This is a genomic window from Pseudomonas sp. BF-R-01 (genome assembly GCF_019946615.1).
GTDB lineage: Bacteria > Pseudomonadota > Gammaproteobacteria > Pseudomonadales > Pseudomonadaceae > Aquipseudomonas > Aquipseudomonas migulae.
In genome coordinates this window covers 1-15,876 of the sequence record NZ_JAGYFX010000125.1, presented here as the reverse complement: position 1 = coordinate 15,876, position 15,876 = coordinate 1, and the positions used below count along the sequence as shown (strand labels likewise).

Here is a 15,876-nt window from a genome sequence, read left to right as displayed (position 1 = left end):
CTTCATCACGCAATTCCCGACGCAGGATCTTGCCAACGTTGGTCGTCGGCAGCGCATCGCGGAACTCGACGGCTTTCGGCACTTTGTAGCCGGTGACGTTCGCACGCATGTGCTCCATCACTTGCTCTTTGGTGAGGGTCACGCCCGGTTTGGCGACGATGAAAATCTTGATCGCCTCGCCCGACTTCTCGTCCGGCACGCCGATGGCCGCGCATTGCAGCACGCCCGGCAGGGTCGCGAGCACGTCTTCGAGCTCATTCGGGTACACGTTGAAACCGGACACCAGGATCATGTCTTTCTTGCGATCGACAATGCGCATGTAGCCGTCTGGCTGGATCAGCGCGATGTCACCGGTCTTCAACCAGCCTTCGCTGTCGAGCATTTCGTCGGTGGCTTCCTGACGCTGCCAGTAGCCCTTCATCACCTGCGGACCTTTCACGCACAGTTCGCCGATTTCGCCCAACGGCTGTTCAACGCCGGCATCGTCGATGACTTTGCACAGGGTCGACGGCACCGGAATGCCGATAGTGCCGATCTGGATATTCTGGATCGGGTTCACGGTGGCCACCGGGCTGGTTTCGGTCATGCCGTAACCTTCGCAGATGGCGCAACCGGTGACCGCTTTCCAGCGTTCGGCAGCGGCCAGTTGCAGGGCCATACCGCCCGACAGGGTGACTTTCAGTGCCGAGAAATCCAGCTTGCGGAAGCCTTCGTTGTTGCACAGGGCCACGAACAGCGTGTTCAGGCCGACGAAGCCGCTGAACTTCCACTTCGACAGTTCCTTGACCATCGCCGTCAGGTCGCGCGGGTTACTGATCAGGATGTTGTGGTTGCCGATCAGCATCATCGCCATGCAATGAAAGGTGAAGGCATAGATGTGGTACAGCGGCAGCGGCGTGATCAGGATCTCGCAACCTTCATTCAGGTTGGAACCCATCAGCGCCTTGCACTGCAACATGTTGGCGACGAGGTTGCGATGGGTCAGCATTGCGCCCTTGGCCACGCCGGTGGTGCCGCCGGTGTATTGCAGCACCGCCACGTCGCTGCTGGCCGGGTTGGCTTCAGCCACTGGCTGGCCATGGCCCTTGCTCAACACGTCGTTGAACTTGATGGCTTTGGGCAAGTGATACGCCGGGACCATCTTCTTCACGTACTTGATGACGCTGTTGATCAGCAGGCGCTTGAGCGGCGGCAGCAGGTCGGCGACTTCGGTGACGATGACGTGCTTGACGCCGGTTTTCGGCACGACGGCCTCGGCCAGATGCGCCATGTTGGCCAGGCAGACCAGGGCTTTGGCGCCGGAGTCGTTGAACTGGTGTTCCATTTCCCGCGCGGTGTACAGCGGGTTGGTGTTGACCACGATCAGCCCGGCGCGAATGGCACCGAACACAGCGACCGGGTACTGCAAGACGTTGGGCAGCTGCACGGCGATTCGATCGCCCGGCTGCAAGTCGGTATGCTGTTGCAGGTAAGCGGCAAAGGCACCGGACAATTCGTACAGTTCACCGTAGGTGATTGTCTTGCCCAGGTTACTGAATGCCGGCTTGTCGGCGAAGCGTTGGCAGGACTGTTTCAACACTGCCTGAATATTCGGATACTCGTCCGGATTGATGTCGGCAGCAATCCCGGCAGGGTACTTATCCTTCCAGAAGTCTTCGATCATGGAAGCCCACTCCTCAGCAACGCGAATTCAAATACCGCATTTGATGCGATTATTATTGGTGTTTGATTATTGGTGAGTCTGGGCTTTTTACAGAGGCCGAGAGGTCACAAAGCGCGCCGAGAGTAGCAGCTTTGCCAAGGGCCGACTAGAGCCAAAAGCGGCCTCTACAGTCACATTAGTGACTCAAGAATGATAAGCGGTCATTTTAGAGCAAAAAACCTATATGTCGCTGAAAGCCCCGAAAATCGGGGCCTCCGCCTTAAAAGCTTCGCGGGCAAGCCTCGCTCCTACAGGTTTTGTGTCGTTCATTACCTTATGAACAACACTGACCTTGTAGGAGCGAGGCTTGCCCGCGAACTGTGCGAAGCGCGGCCATTTATCGGTTACGCGATATCCCGCAACTCCCGCCGCAGAATCTTGCCCACCGGCGTCATCGGCAACGACTCACGCAACACGATGTGCTTGGGCACTTTGTACGCGGTGAAGTTTTCCTTGCAGTAAGCCTTCAACTCTTCAAGGCTGACCCCCGATTCACGCGCCACCACAAACAACTTCACCGCCTCGCCCGAACGTTCGTCCGGCACACCGATGACGGCGCAGTTGGCGACTTTCGGGTGAGCCATCACCACGTCTTCGATTTCGTTCGGGTACACGTTGAAACCCGAGACGATGATCATGTCTTTCTTGCGATCGACGATGCGCACAAAACCGTCCGGGTCGATCACCGCGATGTCGCCGGACTTGAACCAGCCTTCGGCATCCAGCACTTCAGCGGTGGCTTCGGGTTTCTGCCAGTAGCCCTTCATGATCTGCGGGCCCTTGATGCACAGTTCGCCGCGCTCGCCCAACGGTTGCTCGACGCCTTCATCGTTGATGACTTTCAACGTGGTGCCCGGCACCGGCAGGCCGACCGTGCCGATCCGCGATTTGTCGCCGTACGGGTTGGTGCAGGCCACCGGCGAGGTTTCGGTCAGGCCGTAACCTTCGGTGATGCGGCAACCGGTCAGTTGCTCCCAGCGCTCGGCGGTGGCCTTGACCAGCGCGGTGCCGCCGGAGTTGGTGAGCTTGAGGCTGGAGAAATCCAGCGTCTTGAAGTCCGGGTGGTCCATCAACGCGACGAACAGCGTGTTGAGCCCCAGCAACGCCGAGAACCGCCAGTTTTTCAGCTCCTTGATGAAGCCCTTGATGTCTCGTGGGTTAGTGATCAGCACGTTGTGGTTGCCGGTCACCATCATGCACATGCAATTCGCCGTGAATGCATAGATGTGGTACAGCGGCAGCGGCGCGATCATCACCTCCTGCCCTTCGCGCAACAATGGCTGACCGTCAGCGCCGAACTGGCCGAGGCAGGCGCGCGCCTGCTGCATGTTCGCCACCAGGTTGCCGTGGGTCAGCATCGCGCCCTTGGCCAGCCCGGTGGTGCCGCCGGTGTATTGCAGCACGGCGATATCGTTGAGGCCGGCGTTCAACGGCTTGATGCCCAGCCCCCGGCCCAGACGCAGCGCGCTCCTGAAGGAGATCGCCTGCGGCAAGGCGTAGTCCGGGACCATTTTCTTGACCTTGCTGACCAGCGTATTGACCAGCCAGCCCTTGGCGGCAGGCATCAGGTCGCCCATTTTCGCTTCGATCAGGTACTGGATGTCGGTGTCGGCCAGCACTTCCTGGACCTTCTGCCCGAATACGTTCAGGTAAACCAGTGCCCGGGCACCGGAATCCTTGAACTGATGACGCATTTCCCGCGCGGTGTACAGCGGGTTGGTGTTGACCACGATCAGCCCGGCGCGCAACGCACCGAACACGGCAATCGGGTAATGCAGGACGTTGGGCATCTGCACCGCGATGCGATCGCCGGGCTCCAGGTCGGTGTGGGCTTGCAGGTAACCGGCGAACGCGGCGCTGTAGCGTTCCAGTTCGGCGTAGGTCAGGGTGACGCCCATGTTGCTGAAGGCCGGGCGGTCAGCAAATTTTTTGCAGGAACGCTCGAACACCTCGATCACCGACTTGTAAGCCCCTTGTTCGATGTCCAGGGGTACGCCGGCCGGGCGTTTGTCATTCCAGAAATCAGGTTGCATTGTTCTTGTCCTCTTTACCTGAACCTATCCGGGGCCGCTTTTGTGTCACCTTTGAAAAAGCGGAGCTTCACGGACACTAGCAGCTATGGCGAATCAGGCAAATATGCCAACAACCGTCATTGACCGTGTGAATCTCGGTGCCGTGGTGCGGCCTGATCAGACGGCAAGCGCAGGATGCGCTATACAATGGGCCGAGCCCATGCAAAGGAATCGCCATGATCCACGACACCTTCTGGCTGACCGCGAGTGACCGCAGCCGCCTCTTCGTCAACCAGTGGCTGCCCGCAGCGCCGTTGAAAGCGGTGATCCTGCTGGCCCACGGCATGGCCGAACACAGCGGTCGCTATGCGCGCCTGGCAGAAAAGTGCTGCGCACAGGACTACGGTGTGTACGCGCCGGACCTGCGTGGACATGGCAAAACTGCCGAAAACGGGACACTCGGTCATTTCGCCGACGACGATGGCTGGTGCAAGGTGGTCGGCGACCTCGCCAGCCTCAATCAGCACATTGGCCAGCATCATCCCGGCGTGCCGATCGTGCTGCTCGGCCACAGCATGGGCAGCTACATCGCCCAGGCTTATCTGCTGCATCACAGCGCCAGCCTGCACGGCGCGGTGCTCAGCGGTTCGAATTTCCAGCCCGTGGCGCTTTATCGTGCGGCGCGGCAGATTGCCCGCCTGGAACGACTGCGCCAAGGGCCGAAGGGCCGCAGCGCGCTGATCGAATGGCTGTCGTTCGGCTCGTTCAACAAGGCCTTCAAACCGGCCCGCACCCGGTTCGACTGGCTCAGCCGCGACCCGGCGGAGGTCGATCTGTACGCCAACGACCCGCTCTGCGGCTTTCGCTGCACCAACCAACTGTGGATCGATTTGCTCGGCGGCTTGCAGCAAATCAGCAAAGCGTCCAATCTCGCTCAGATCGATCCGGGCCTGCCGTTGCTGGTGATAGGCGGTGAATGTGATCCGGTGAGCGAAGGCAAGCGTCTGAAAGATCTGGCCGATGCGCTACGCGCCGCTGGCAGCCAGAGCCTGCAACTGACGATTTACCCGCAGGCACGGCACGAACTGTTCAACGAGAGCAACCGCGATGAGGTGACGGCCGATGTGCTGGGCTGGATCGCACAAGCCCTGAGCCACCGCCGCCCGCCCCGATCCGAATAGTTTTTTTGTGGTTTTTTTATTTGTCACAGGAATTGAAACAGATGACCCAGGTTACCAACACCCCGTACGAAGCCCTCGAAGTCGGCCAGACCGCCAGCTACAGCAAGACGGTCGAAGAGCGTGACATTCAGCTGTTCGCCGCCATGTCGGGTGACCACAACCCGGTGCATCTGGACGCCGAATTCGCCGCCGGCACCATGTTCAAGGAACGCATCGCGCACGGCATGTTCAGTGGCGCGTTGATCAGCGCTGCAGTTGCCTGCGAGTTGCCTGGGCCGGGGACTATTTATATCGGTCAGCAGATGAGCTTTCAGAAGCCGGTGAAGCTTGGCGACACGCTGACGGTTCGCCTGGAGATTCTGGAGAAGTTGCCGAAATTCCGTGTGCGCATTGCCACCCGTGTGTTCAACCAGCGCGATGAGTTGGTGGTGGATGGCGAGGCGGAGATTCTGGCGCCGCGTAAGCAGCAGACCGTGACGTTGACTAGTCTGCCGGCGATCAGCATCGGCTGAGTACGGCGCTCAACTGTAGGAGCCGGCTTGCTGGCGATGCGTACGCCTCGGTATCTCAGGGAAACCGCGTTGATCCCATCGCCAGCAAGCCGGCTCCTACAGTGGCTGCGATCTTTTGATCTTATGGTCCTTCCTGCACCTGCACACTCGCCGTCATCCCCGAACTCAAATTGATCCCCTCGGGCACCTTGTCCAGTTTGATTCGCACCGGAATCCGCTGCGCCAGTCTCACCCAGTTGAATGTCGGTTCCACCTCCGCCAACAACTGCCCATCCGGCGTGGTGTTGCGATCGGTAATCCCGCGACTGATGCTTTCCACCTGCCCTTCCAGCGCCTCTCCCGCGCTCATCAACCAGACCTTCACCGGATCGCCGACGCGAATCCGCGGCAGTTTGGTTTCTTCGAAATACGCCTGCACATAAAACGTTGAATCATCGATCAACGCCATCACCGGTTGCCCGGCATTCACGTAATTGCCTTGGGCCAGGCGCAGGTTGGTGATGTGGCCGCTGCGCGGCGCGTGGACCTGACTGCGGGCGAGGTTGAGTTCGGCGACCTTGGCTTCGGCCTGGGCTTCACGCAGTTCGCCACGAGCGATGCCGGCGTTGATTTGCGCATTCTCGCGCAGCTCGGCACTGATCGCTTGCGGGCCGAGGCTGGCGCGACGGCTGGCTTCGCGCTCGCGCAGGTTGAGTTGCTGCTGACGGGTCTGCACCACCGCTTGCGCCTTCTCCAGCGCCGCTTCGAAACGGTCGCGGTCAATGCTCAACAACAGATCGCCGGCCTTCACCGGCTGGTTGTCGAAGGCCTTGAGTTCACGCACCCAGCCCGACACATCCGGGGCGATGACCACCACGTCGGCACGAATCCGCGCGTCCCGGGTCCACGGCGTGAGCATGTAGTACTGCCACAAATGGAAACCGGCAAAAATCGCCACCGCCACCAGGCACAGGGTTACCGCGACACGCACGGGTGTACGCATGTTCAACTCCTTATAAAGGTCCGAGGACGACGGTGATCAGGGTCAATACACAGACGTACAAGGCGCAATCGAATAACGCTTCGTGCCAGATCCAGCGACCGGCCGGGGTCAGGCGCAGCAGCAGGCGCAAGCCCCCGGTGACCAGCAGCGCCAGCACCACATAAATCAGAAACGGACTGAGCAGCACGCCGCCCACCGACCATTCACGCAAGCCCATGGCTTTGCTCCTGTTGACGGCACCAGGCGCGCCAGCTGTTCTGCAATTGCAGCACCGCGCCCTGGGCCAGTTTCACCGGGTCGCTGGGTGGCAACGCGTACAAGGTTTTCAGGAATTCTTCGCTGGGTTGTTCCAGCGCATCCGCGCAGTGGCCGGCCGGGCCTTGTTCGAGGATGTTTTCCAGTTGTTCGAGATAACGCCGCTGCGCGGCATTGACCGGTGCCTGCGCCGCCGCCAGGCTCAAGCGCAAATGCAGCAGCTCGTCGCCAATGTCGAGACCGAGCAAGCCGTCGTCCCAGCGGCTGCGCGCCGGTTCCGGCAGCTCCGGGTAGTGCCGCGCCAGTTGCAGCAAGCGGTCGGCCATGCGTCCGCCGAACCAGCTTTCGGCACCGCGCAGGTTGCGCCGGGTCAGGCGTACCAGGTCGTCGAGGGTCGCCGCCAGCAAACGCCGTCCGTGCCACGTCGGGTTACGCAGGATCAGCAAGTGGAAGGCCAGCACCGCCGCCCCGACGCCCACCACCATGGCTTGAGCGCTGTTGAAAAACGTCGCGACATCAAACTTCATCGCGTTGAGCGGTGACACCAGCACGATGAAATGCAGACAGAACGACGTGGCCGTGGCGCCGATCTGCGGCCTGGCCATGCCCAGCGCACCGAAAAACAACGGCACGCCCATGCCCATGCAGAGCAGCGCAAAACCACTCCATTGCGGCAGCAGAATCTGCCCGACAAAAAACGCCGCCGGGATCGCCAGAAAAATCCCGCGCATGAAACTCATGCCAATTTGCGCGCCGTTTTCGCGACTGGCGAACAGGCTGCACACCACACACGTCAGCACCAATGCGCCCGACGCGGCGGGCCATGCAGTGGCCAGCCAGAAACACGACACCACCAGAAACGCCAAGGCACTGCGCGCGCCGAACACCAGCGCCAACGACAGGTCGCGATGCGGTGTCAGGGTGCGCGGCGGGTCGACCGCTTCCTTGCCCTCCTCCACCGCCGTCAATGCCGCGCTCGCCGCCATCGCGGTATCCATCAGCAGGGTGAAACGGACCAGGCAGTAACTCTGCGCAGAGCTGATCTGCGGGTCATGGCTGGCGTCGAGCAAGCGCGGGCGCAAGGTTTGCAGCATTGCGGTGTCCGGGCTGGCGAGCGCTTGCTGAACCTCGTTCATCCACGGCATCAATTGCTCGGCTTCCTGCGGTTCAAGCTGCTTCCACTGCCGGCGCACCGAGCGTGCGATGCGCAGCAACATCAACAGTTTCTGGCTCAATCCGCTGATGGCCCGCGCACGTTGCCGGCCCAGCCCGCCTTCGAACCAGGCATGTTCGCGCTGGGCATCCACCGCGACGATGCGGCCGAGGATTTCCAGCAGTCCTTTGCGCGCCTGACCGTCGCCGGCCAGGGTTGCGCGTGCGGCGTTCATCCCACTCTGCCACGCCGTTCGCGCCTGGTCCGCCAGTTGCCGTTCGACCCGCATCGGCCATAGCAGCGCGCTGGCGGCGGTGGCGCAGAGAATGCCCAGACAGATTTCCGTGCAGCGCGCCACGGCTTGGTCAAACACCGTCAGCGGGTGGCTGATGGCGGGTAATGCGATGATCGCCACCGTGTAACCGGCCAGCACAAACGAATAGGACCAGGCACTGCGCAGCAGCGTCGAACTCGCCGTACACAACCCGAGCCACAACGCCAATGCCAGCAAAAACAGCCACGGCGTCTGGGCGAACAGGCCCATGAACACCACCGACATGAACGTCCCGATCAGCGTCCCCAGCAGCCGCGCCAAACCCTTTTGCACCACCATCCCGGACAACGGTTGAGCGACGATGAACGCTGTCATCAACGCCCAGGCCGGTTGCTCCAGGCCCCAGCGCAATGCCAGCCACAATGCCAGGCCGCCACCGAGTAACGTCTTGATCGCGAACTGCAAGGCGCGGCGGTCAGGCGCGAATAAAGCCTGCAAAGTGATAGGCACGTAAAGCACTCTTGAAAGGACGATTTAACGATAGTCGGGTTCATCGAAGTGACCGGTAAATCAAATTATTAGCTGGCTATCTATCAGGCGTCCAGCGCTAAAACCCAGGCACAAAAAAACGCCAGGCTGGCTGGCGTTTTTGACAGGCTTTACGCGCTTACGAGCGTGCGCGAGCCTGGTTGCGCAGGGCTTTCACCTGATCGTGATTGCGTTGCACACCGTGATACTGACGTTCAACCAGGTCACGAATGCCCACCAGGTTGTGCTTGTTGATTTTCTCGATGGCTTCCCGGTAAGCCTTCAGTGCATGGTCTTCACCGCGTTCGGCTTCGTTCAGAACGGCTTCTTCATCCTTGCCGGTGAATACTGATTTCACGTCGACCCAGCGGCGGTGCAGGTCACCACTGACGCTGGTGGAAGTTTCCGGATCGCCGCCCATCGAACGTACCGCAGCCTGCAGTTCGGAAGCCGCAGTGGCGCAGTCGGTCGAGCGAGTGATGAACAGGGTTTTCAGTTCTGGATGCTTGATGTCTTCAGCGCAGGTCTTGAACCCTTCCTGACCGTCTTTGCTGGTTTCAATCAGGTCGTTGAGTACAGAGATCGCTTCTTTATTAATGTCGGTCATTTTTCAATTCCTTGCGGGTTGATGAAAGATGCAATAGGTATTGCACCCTGCATGCCAGCCTTGAACTGATAATTTATTTGTTAATTTTCAACAACTTAGTTTTAAAGAGAAAATCTGTATCCGTTTTTTTTGCATGATCTGTCAATTGGCCTGCATGCAGAATGCCTGTATTTTCCAAGGTTGTTGAATCAAGACGATCGATTGATGAACCCTGAAAAACTCGAACTGCTGATTACCCGCGAAATGCCCTTCGGCAAATACAAGGGCCGCATCATTGCCGACCTGCCCGGCCCCTACCTGAACTGGTTTGCCCGGGAAGGTTTCCCCCATGGCGAACTGGGCGGGCTGCTGGCCCTGATGCAGGAAATCGATCACAACGGCTTGTCGGAACTGCTTGAACCGCTGCGCGCCAAACACGGCAAACCCGCCCCTCGCCACTGAGCCGTCCCCATGCCCGATAACACCCGCCGTGCCCGTGATGAAATGTTCTGGCAAACCTTTGCCGACCGCTATGCCGTCGAACCCGGCCCGATCAACCTCGAGAACGGTTACTTCGGCCGCATGTCGCGCACGGTGATCGAGGAATACCAGCGCAACATCGAACTCATCAACCGCGGCAACTCGGTGCATGTGCGCCAGCGTTTCGAACAGGGTGAAAACCTCGCGATCGTGAAACGTCTCGCCGACCTGATGGGCGTAACAACCGAATCCGTCGCCTTCACCCGCAACGCCTCGGACGGTTTGCAATCGCTGATCCGCAATTACAATCGCCTGCAACCCGGTGATCAGGTGCTGATCTGCGACCTGGAATACGACACGGTCAAAGGCGCCATGCGTTGGCTGGCCCGGCATCGCGGCGTGGAAGTGATCGAGATCGAACACGCCCACCCCGCCAGTTTCGACAGCCTGCTGGCGACTTACCGCGACGCCTTCGTGCGTTACCCAAAGCTCAAATTGATGGCCCTGACTCACGTCACTCACCGCACCGGCCTGGTGATGCCGGTGCAGGCGATTGCGGCCGCCGCCAGGGAACACGGGATCGACGTGATCCTCGACGGCGCCCATGCGCTCGGCCAGATCGAGTTCAGCCTCGATGACCTCGGCATCGCGTTCGCCGGTTTCAACCTGCACAAGTGGATCGGTGCGCCGCTGACCCTGGGCTTCATCTACATCGCCCCGGAGCGCCTTGCCGACATCGACCCGGACATGGGCGAGATGCATTTCCCGATCACCGACATTCGCGCCCGCACGCCGTACAGCACACCCAACATCCCGGCGTTGCTGACCCTGCCGCTGGTGTTCGAAGAACATCGGGCGATGGGCGGTTCCGCCGCCAAGGGCGCCCGGCTCAATTACCTGCGCAACCGCTGGGTCAGCGCCGTACGTGACTTGCCGGGCATCGACGTCATGACCCCGGACGATCCGCGACTGTATTGCGGCATCACGTCGATGCGCTTTACCCGGCATGCCGACCAACAAGCGATGGCCGGGCGGCTGCTCAAGGACTTCAACCTGTTTACCGTGGTGCGCAGCGGCGCAGCGAGTGGCCCGTGCATCCGCATCACGCCGGGGCTGACCACCACTGCAGCAGACATGGATGCGCTGAGCGAGGCACTGAACGAGCTGCGCTGACATCACACGGTGTACTTGTCGAAGTCCTCCGGCTTGAGCTGTGATGAAATCGCGAACGTGTCGATGCCAATGGTCATCTGCCCGAAAAAACCGTCTTCTTTCGAATCTCGACCGAGGGTGTGAACGTTCAGGGTCGAGGCTTCGCCGCCCATGCTGGTGTAGAAATAGTCTTCGTCGTTGGTCAGCGCGGTGACGGTTCGGCCGCTGTATTCCCTGGCATTGAGCACCGAGCGCGAGGCCACTTCGGGGAAGTACAGTTGGCCGACCCAGGCAACGTGGCGCTCTTCGAGATAGTTGTTGCCGGCGGTCACTCGAATCGCGACGTGTATGTGCAGCGCGCGACCGGCATAGAACCCAGGATAGATCGTGGTGAAACGCACGATGCCCTTCTGGTCGGTGAATTGCCCGCCGCGCAGATACGTTTCGTCGTCGGTACGCGGGATCGCGCCGATATCGCCGACATCGACTTCCTTGTCCGGGTTGACTTTGCTCCACCCCGAATAGGCACCGCGGGCATTGCAATGCCAGATATCGACGATGGCCCCGTTGACGGGCTCACGGGTCATTGCATCGATGATCGTCAATCGCAGCACCAGCGGAATACCGTCCAGGCCTTCGCTGATGTTTCGTCTGATCAGTTTCGGGTTGCGAAAATACGGACCGGCGATCTGTTCGGGTGACAGCAGGTAAGCCGGTTGTGCGGATGTCACTGAGGTGTTGTCGTCCATGACGTTCTCTCTTCCATAAGATGAACGCAGGTTAACGCGGGACCGGCGGCGAGATGCGGTAACTATGTATCGCATGATGTCCTTGTAGGAGCAAAGCTTGCTTGCGAAGGCGTCAGTACAGTCAGCATCGGATGTGACTGGACTGACGCCTTCGCAAGCAAGCTTTGCTCCTACGGGGGCTTTCTTTGGGCAAAAAAAAACGGTGCACCGACCAAGCGCACCGTAAAGCCGTAGAACACACAACGAAGTGTTGGGTAAAAGCAGGTCAGTCCAGCAGCGCCAGGGCCTCGGCGGTGCATTCCTGAATGCGGGCCCAGTCGCCGTTCTTGATCCACTCCGGATCAAGCATCCAGCTACCGCCCACGCACATCACGTTTTTCAACGCCATGTAGCTCTTGATATTGGCCGGGCCGACGCCGCCAGTCGGGCAGAATTTCACTTCGCCGAACGGGCCGCCCAAGGCTTTGATTGCCGCAACGCCGCCGCTGACTTCCGCCGGGAACAGCTTGAAGCGGCGATAGCCCAGACCGTAGCCTTCCATGATGCCCGAGGCGTTGCTGATCCCTGGCAGCAGTGGAATCGGGCTGGCGACACTGGCTTCGAGCAGGTCACGGGTGATGCCCGGCGTCACGATGAATTGCGAACCGGCGGCTTCGGCAGCGGCCAGCATCTGGCGATCGAGCACGGTACCGGCACCGGTCACCAGTTCCGGACGCTGCTCGCGCAGGATCTGGATGGCCTTGAGGCCGAACTGCGAACGCAGGGTCACTTCCAGGGCTGTAAGACCACCGGCGGCCAGGGCGTCGGCCAATGGCAGCACGTCCTGTTCGCGAGCGATGGTGATCACCGGCAGAATCCGCGCCTTGGCGCAGAGGCTGTCGATCAGGGCAACTTTGTCCGCCATGGAAACGGTCGGGGATGGGGTTGTCATAGCGGCTGTTCCTTGGCTCATGGGCACCAGTAAATCTCTAACGTGGGTTGCAGAAACGCGCGGATCGGCATTTCGGCGACATCGTCACCGGCCAGCGCGAAACTCAGGGTGGTCAGCTTGGACTGACCGGAAATCGACAGAATCTTGTGTTTGGCCGAGGCCAGCAGCGCACGACTCATGGTCAGGCGCTGATGCGGCACGGTTGGCGCCAGCATCGGGTAGCAACGACGCTTGCCGTCGGTTTTCAAGGCATCGGCCAGGTTCGGGCTGTTCGGGAACAGCGACGCGGTGTGGCCGTCGTCGCCCATGCCCAGCACCAACACGTCAATCGTCGGCAGCTCGGCGAGCAGGCGATCAGCCTGTTCGGCCGCTTGCTCCAGGTTCGCGGTGGCGCTGTACAGGCTCAGGAACTGAGCCTTGGCCGCCGGGCCTTGCAACAGGTAACGCTTGAGCAGACCGGCATTGCTGTCGGCATGTTCAACCGGCACCCAGCGCTCGTCCGCCAGGCTGACCACCACGTTCGACCAGTCCAGCGTCTGCTTGGCCAGGTGCTGGAAAAACGCCACCGGACTGCGCCCGCCGGACACCACCAGCGTGGCCGTGCCTCGAGCATCGATCGCCTCGCTCAGTTGCCTGGCCACCTGCAGTGCCAGGCCTTCGGCCAGCAACACCGGGCTTTTGAACGCATGGGCGCTGACGCCCTGCGGCAATTGCAAATTAGATATCGCCATACCACGACCTCCCGTCCCGCGTGATCAGAGCAATGGAGCTCATCGGTCCCCAGGACCCGGCCGCGTACGGCTTGGGCGCATCACCGGATTTTTTCCACCCGGCGATCAACTGGTCACACCACTTCCACGCGGCTTCGATTTCATCTTTACGGACAAACAGGTTCTGATTGCCACGCATCACTTCCAGCAACAACCGCTCGTAGGCATCGGGGATCCGTGCGCTGCGCCAGGTGTCGGAAAAATTCAGCTGCAACGGACCGCTGCGCAGCTGCATGCCCTTGTCCAGACCTTGTTCTTTGGTCATCACACGCAAGGAAATGCCTTCGTCCGGTTGCAGGCGGATAATCAGCTTGTTGCTGATCTGCAGGCGCTGCTCCGGGGCGAAGATGTAGTGCGACGGTTCCTTGAAGTGGATGACGATCTGCGACAGCTTTTGCGGCATGCGCTTGCCGGTACGCAGGTAGAACGGCACGCCAGCCCAACGCCAGTTGCGGATGTCGGCACGCAGGGCGACGAAGGTTTCGGTGTCGCTCTGGGTGTTGGAATTCGGTTCTTCCAGGTAGCCAGGAACTGATTTGCCTTCGCTGTAACCAGCGATGTACTGGCCGCGCACCACTTGCGTGGTCAGGCCTTCCGGACTGATCGGCGCCAGCGCCTTGAGCACTTTGACTTTCTCGTCACGGATGCTGTCGGCGGACAGGTCGGCCGGCGGGTCCATGGCAATCAGGCAGAGCAGTTGCAGCAGGTGATTCTGGATCATGTCCCGCAGCTGACCGGCCTTGTCGAAGTAGCCCCAGCGGCCTTCGATCCCGACCTTCTCGGCCACGGTGATTTCCACGTGGGAAATGTAATTCTGGTTCCACTGGGTTTCGAACAGGCTGTTGGCGAAACGCAGGGCGATGAGGTTTTGAACGGTCTCTTTGCCCAGGTAGTGGTCGATGCGGTAGGTGCGGTTCTCCGGGAAGAACTGCGCCACGGCGTCGTTGACCTTGCGCGAGGATTCGAGGTCCGAACCGATCGGCTTTTCCAGCACTACGCGGGTGTTCTCGGCCAGACCGACCTTCGCCAGGTTCTCGCAGATCGCGCCATAAACGGCGGCCGGCGTGGCGAAATAGGCAATCACCCGCTGGGCGCTGCCGGCCAGTTCGGCCAGGGCGAGGTAATCGTCAGCCTTGAGGAAATCGACGTGCAGGTAGCTCAAACGAGACAGGAAGCGCTCGACCACCGCCTCGTCCAGCTCTTTGGCCCCGACGTAGCGACGCAGCTCGGACGCGATGAACGCCAGATGCTCCTGTTCGCTACCGGGCTCACGGGCCAGCGCGATGATGCGCGTGTCCTCATGCAGCAGGCCTGCGCCATCGAGTTGATAGAGGGCAGGAAACAGCTTGCGCAGGGCCAGATCGCCAAGCGCGCCGAACAAGGCAAAGGTGCACGGTTCAACCGTAATCGAAGGCATGATGTTTGTTCTTTTATCAAGTTAAGCTACAAATACCTTTTTTCAAGGCATCGCTCAAGAGAAAATGTAGTAATAACCACAACATTTTCGCAAAATACAGATTCCGAGTGGTGGTCGGTTGGTGCCATCAGTAGGATAGGCCACCGCTTGGGGCCCTATCAAAGGCCCAATTTGCATAGCAACACCCTTATTTGCATCGCAGTGCACTCGTGTAGGTGCACCAAGGAAATCATATGGACCGCGTGCGAAATTTACTGGAACAGATCCAGAATCGCCTTGAAGACCTGAACAAGGCTGAACGCAAAGTCGCCGAAGTGATCCTGCTCAACCCACAGCAGGCCACCCGGTTCAGCATCGCCGCCCTCGCCCAGGCCTCCAAGGTCAGCGAGCCGACGGTCAACCGTTTCTGCCGTTCGTTCGGCGTCAGCGGCTACCCGGAACTCAAGCTTCAGCTCGCCCAGAGCCTGGCCAGTGGCGCGGCGTATGTCAGCCGTGCGGTCGAGGCCGACGACAATCCGGAAGCCTATACCAAGAAGATTTTCGGCAGCGCCATCGCGTCGCTGGACAGTGCCTTGCAGGCGCTGGACCCGAACCTGATCAGCCGCGCCGTCGACTTGCTGATCCAGGCCCGGCAGATCCACTTCTTCGGCCTCGGCGCCTCAGCCCCGGTGGCGCTGGATGCGCAGCACAAATTCTTCCGCTTCAACCTGGCCGTCACCGCCCATGCGGACGTGCTGATGCAGCGCATGATTGCCTCGGTGGCCCACACGGGCGAGTTGTTCGTGATCATTTCCTACACCGGCCGCACCCGCGAGCTGGTGGAAGTGGCGCGTATCGCCCGGGAAAACGGTGCATCGGTGCTCGGCTTGACCGCCGAAGGTTCGCCGCTGGCCAAGGCCAGTACCTTGAGCCTGAACATTCCACTGCCGGAAGACACCGACATCTACATGCCGATGACTTCGCGGATCATTCAGCTCACCGTGCTGGACGTGCTGGCGACCGGCATGACGTTGCGCCGTGGCGTGGATTTCCAGCCGCATTTGCGCAAGATCAAAGAGAGTTTGAATGCGAGCCGGTATCCGATTGGGGATGAGTTTAATTAATCAGGTTTGAGTAGTTTGTCGGCTGATAGTCCGTCTTCGCGGGCAAGCCTCGCTCCTACAGGTTCAGGGTGACCTGTAGGAGCGAGGCT

The 15,876-nt window shown here is 60.3% G+C and carries 15 protein-coding genes; 5 read left to right on the top strand and 10 right to left on the bottom strand.

Annotation, left to right across the window (positions count from 1 at the left end):
• Nucleotides 1-1,663 (bottom strand): long-chain fatty acid--CoA ligase (locus KGB27_RS27965; protein WP_223557132.1); only part of this gene is annotated, 1,663 nt, incomplete at its 3' end.
• Between the two features lie 383 nt (nucleotides 1,664-2,046).
• Complete coding sequence (gene fadD2, locus KGB27_RS27960; RefSeq protein WP_008032992.1) at nucleotides 2,047-3,735, bottom strand: long-chain-fatty-acid--CoA ligase FadD2; 1,689 nt, start codon at nucleotides 3,733-3,735, stop codon at nucleotides 2,047-2,049.
• 215 nt (nucleotides 3,736-3,950) lie between these two features.
• Between fadD2 and KGB27_RS27955 the strand changes: the two genes are divergently transcribed.
• Both KGB27_RS27955 and KGB27_RS27950 read left to right on the top strand, forming a co-directional pair.
• Nucleotides 3,951-4,895 (top strand): alpha/beta hydrolase, encoded by a 945-nt coding sequence (locus tag KGB27_RS27955; RefSeq protein ID WP_008032991.1) that lies wholly within the window; start codon nucleotides 3,951-3,953, stop codon nucleotides 4,893-4,895.
• A 41-nt stretch (nucleotides 4,896-4,936) separates the two neighbouring features.
• The gene (locus KGB27_RS27950) at nucleotides 4,937-5,407 is read left to right on the top strand and encodes a MaoC family dehydratase (protein WP_008032990.1); all 471 of its coding nucleotides are present in this window, start codon (nucleotides 4,937-4,939) and stop codon (nucleotides 5,405-5,407) included.
• Between the two features lie 121 nt (nucleotides 5,408-5,528).
• Here KGB27_RS27950 and KGB27_RS27945 read toward each other — a convergent pair whose 3' ends face one another.
• The 4 genes from KGB27_RS27945 to KGB27_RS27930 form a co-directional block, all read right to left on the bottom strand.
• Complete coding sequence (locus tag KGB27_RS27945; protein ID WP_223449763.1) at nucleotides 5,529-6,389, bottom strand: HlyD family secretion protein; 861 nt, start codon at nucleotides 6,387-6,389, stop codon at nucleotides 5,529-5,531.
• Between the two features lie 10 nt (nucleotides 6,390-6,399).
• Entirely contained in the window at nucleotides 6,400-6,606 is a 207-nt protein-coding gene (locus tag KGB27_RS27940; protein ID WP_207285447.1) for a DUF1656 domain-containing protein, read from the bottom strand.
• A complete protein-coding gene (locus KGB27_RS27935) occupies nucleotides 6,593-8,581 on the bottom strand; it encodes an FUSC family protein (RefSeq protein WP_223557117.1) in 1,989 nt (662 codons plus the stop codon). The genes KGB27_RS27940 and KGB27_RS27935 overlap by 14 nt, the downstream gene beginning before the upstream one ends.
• Nucleotides 8,582-8,738: 157 nt before the next feature.
• Nucleotides 8,739-9,206 (bottom strand): ferritin-like domain-containing protein, encoded by a 468-nt coding sequence (locus KGB27_RS27930; RefSeq protein ID WP_207285449.1) that lies wholly within the window; start codon nucleotides 9,204-9,206, stop codon nucleotides 8,739-8,741.
• Nucleotides 9,207-9,410: 204 nt separating this feature from the next.
• On the opposite strand from KGB27_RS27930, the gene KGB27_RS27925 reads away from it, so the two are divergent.
• Together KGB27_RS27925 and KGB27_RS27920 are read left to right on the top strand one after the other, a co-directional pair.
• Nucleotides 9,411-9,647 carry a DUF3820 family protein gene (locus tag KGB27_RS27925; RefSeq protein ID WP_003213031.1) on the top strand — a complete coding sequence of 79 codons (237 nt, stop codon included), beginning with the start codon at nucleotides 9,411-9,413 and terminating at the stop codon, nucleotides 9,645-9,647.
• A 9-nt stretch (nucleotides 9,648-9,656) separates the two neighbouring features.
• Nucleotides 9,657-10,838 (top strand): aminotransferase class V-fold PLP-dependent enzyme, encoded by a 1,182-nt coding sequence (locus tag KGB27_RS27920; protein ID WP_223481536.1) that lies wholly within the window; start codon nucleotides 9,657-9,659, stop codon nucleotides 10,836-10,838.
• Between the two features lie 2 nt (nucleotides 10,839-10,840).
• On the opposite strand, the gene KGB27_RS27915 is transcribed toward KGB27_RS27920, so the two are convergent.
• The 4 genes from KGB27_RS27915 to zwf all read right to left on the bottom strand — a co-directional run bounded on the left by KGB27_RS27915 (nucleotide 10,841) and on the right by zwf (nucleotide 14,684).
• On the bottom strand, nucleotides 10,841-11,566 hold the full coding sequence (locus tag KGB27_RS27915; protein WP_223481537.1) for an intradiol ring-cleavage dioxygenase: 726 nt from the start codon (nucleotides 11,564-11,566) through the stop codon (nucleotides 10,841-10,843).
• Nucleotides 11,567-11,831: 265 nt separating this feature from the next.
• Complete coding sequence (locus KGB27_RS27910) at nucleotides 11,832-12,497, bottom strand: bifunctional 4-hydroxy-2-oxoglutarate aldolase/2-dehydro-3-deoxy-phosphogluconate aldolase (protein ID WP_008032978.1); 666 nt, start codon at nucleotides 12,495-12,497, stop codon at nucleotides 11,832-11,834.
• 17 nt (nucleotides 12,498-12,514) lie between these two features.
• The gene (gene pgl / locus KGB27_RS27905; RefSeq protein ID WP_008038595.1) at nucleotides 12,515-13,228 is read right to left on the bottom strand and encodes a 6-phosphogluconolactonase; all 714 of its coding nucleotides are present in this window, start codon (nucleotides 13,226-13,228) and stop codon (nucleotides 12,515-12,517) included.
• On the bottom strand, nucleotides 13,215-14,684 hold the full coding sequence (gene zwf / locus KGB27_RS27900; protein ID WP_008032976.1) for a glucose-6-phosphate dehydrogenase: 1,470 nt from the start codon (nucleotides 14,682-14,684) through the stop codon (nucleotides 13,215-13,217). Before zwf ends, pgl begins: the two co-directional genes overlap by 14 nt.
• Before the next feature lie 242 nt (nucleotides 14,685-14,926).
• On the opposite strand from zwf, the gene KGB27_RS27895 reads away from it, so the two are divergent.
• Entirely contained in the window at nucleotides 14,927-15,787 is an 861-nt protein-coding gene (locus tag KGB27_RS27895; protein ID WP_177318169.1) for a MurR/RpiR family transcriptional regulator, read from the top strand.
• Nucleotides 15,788-15,876: the final 89 nt, after the last annotated feature.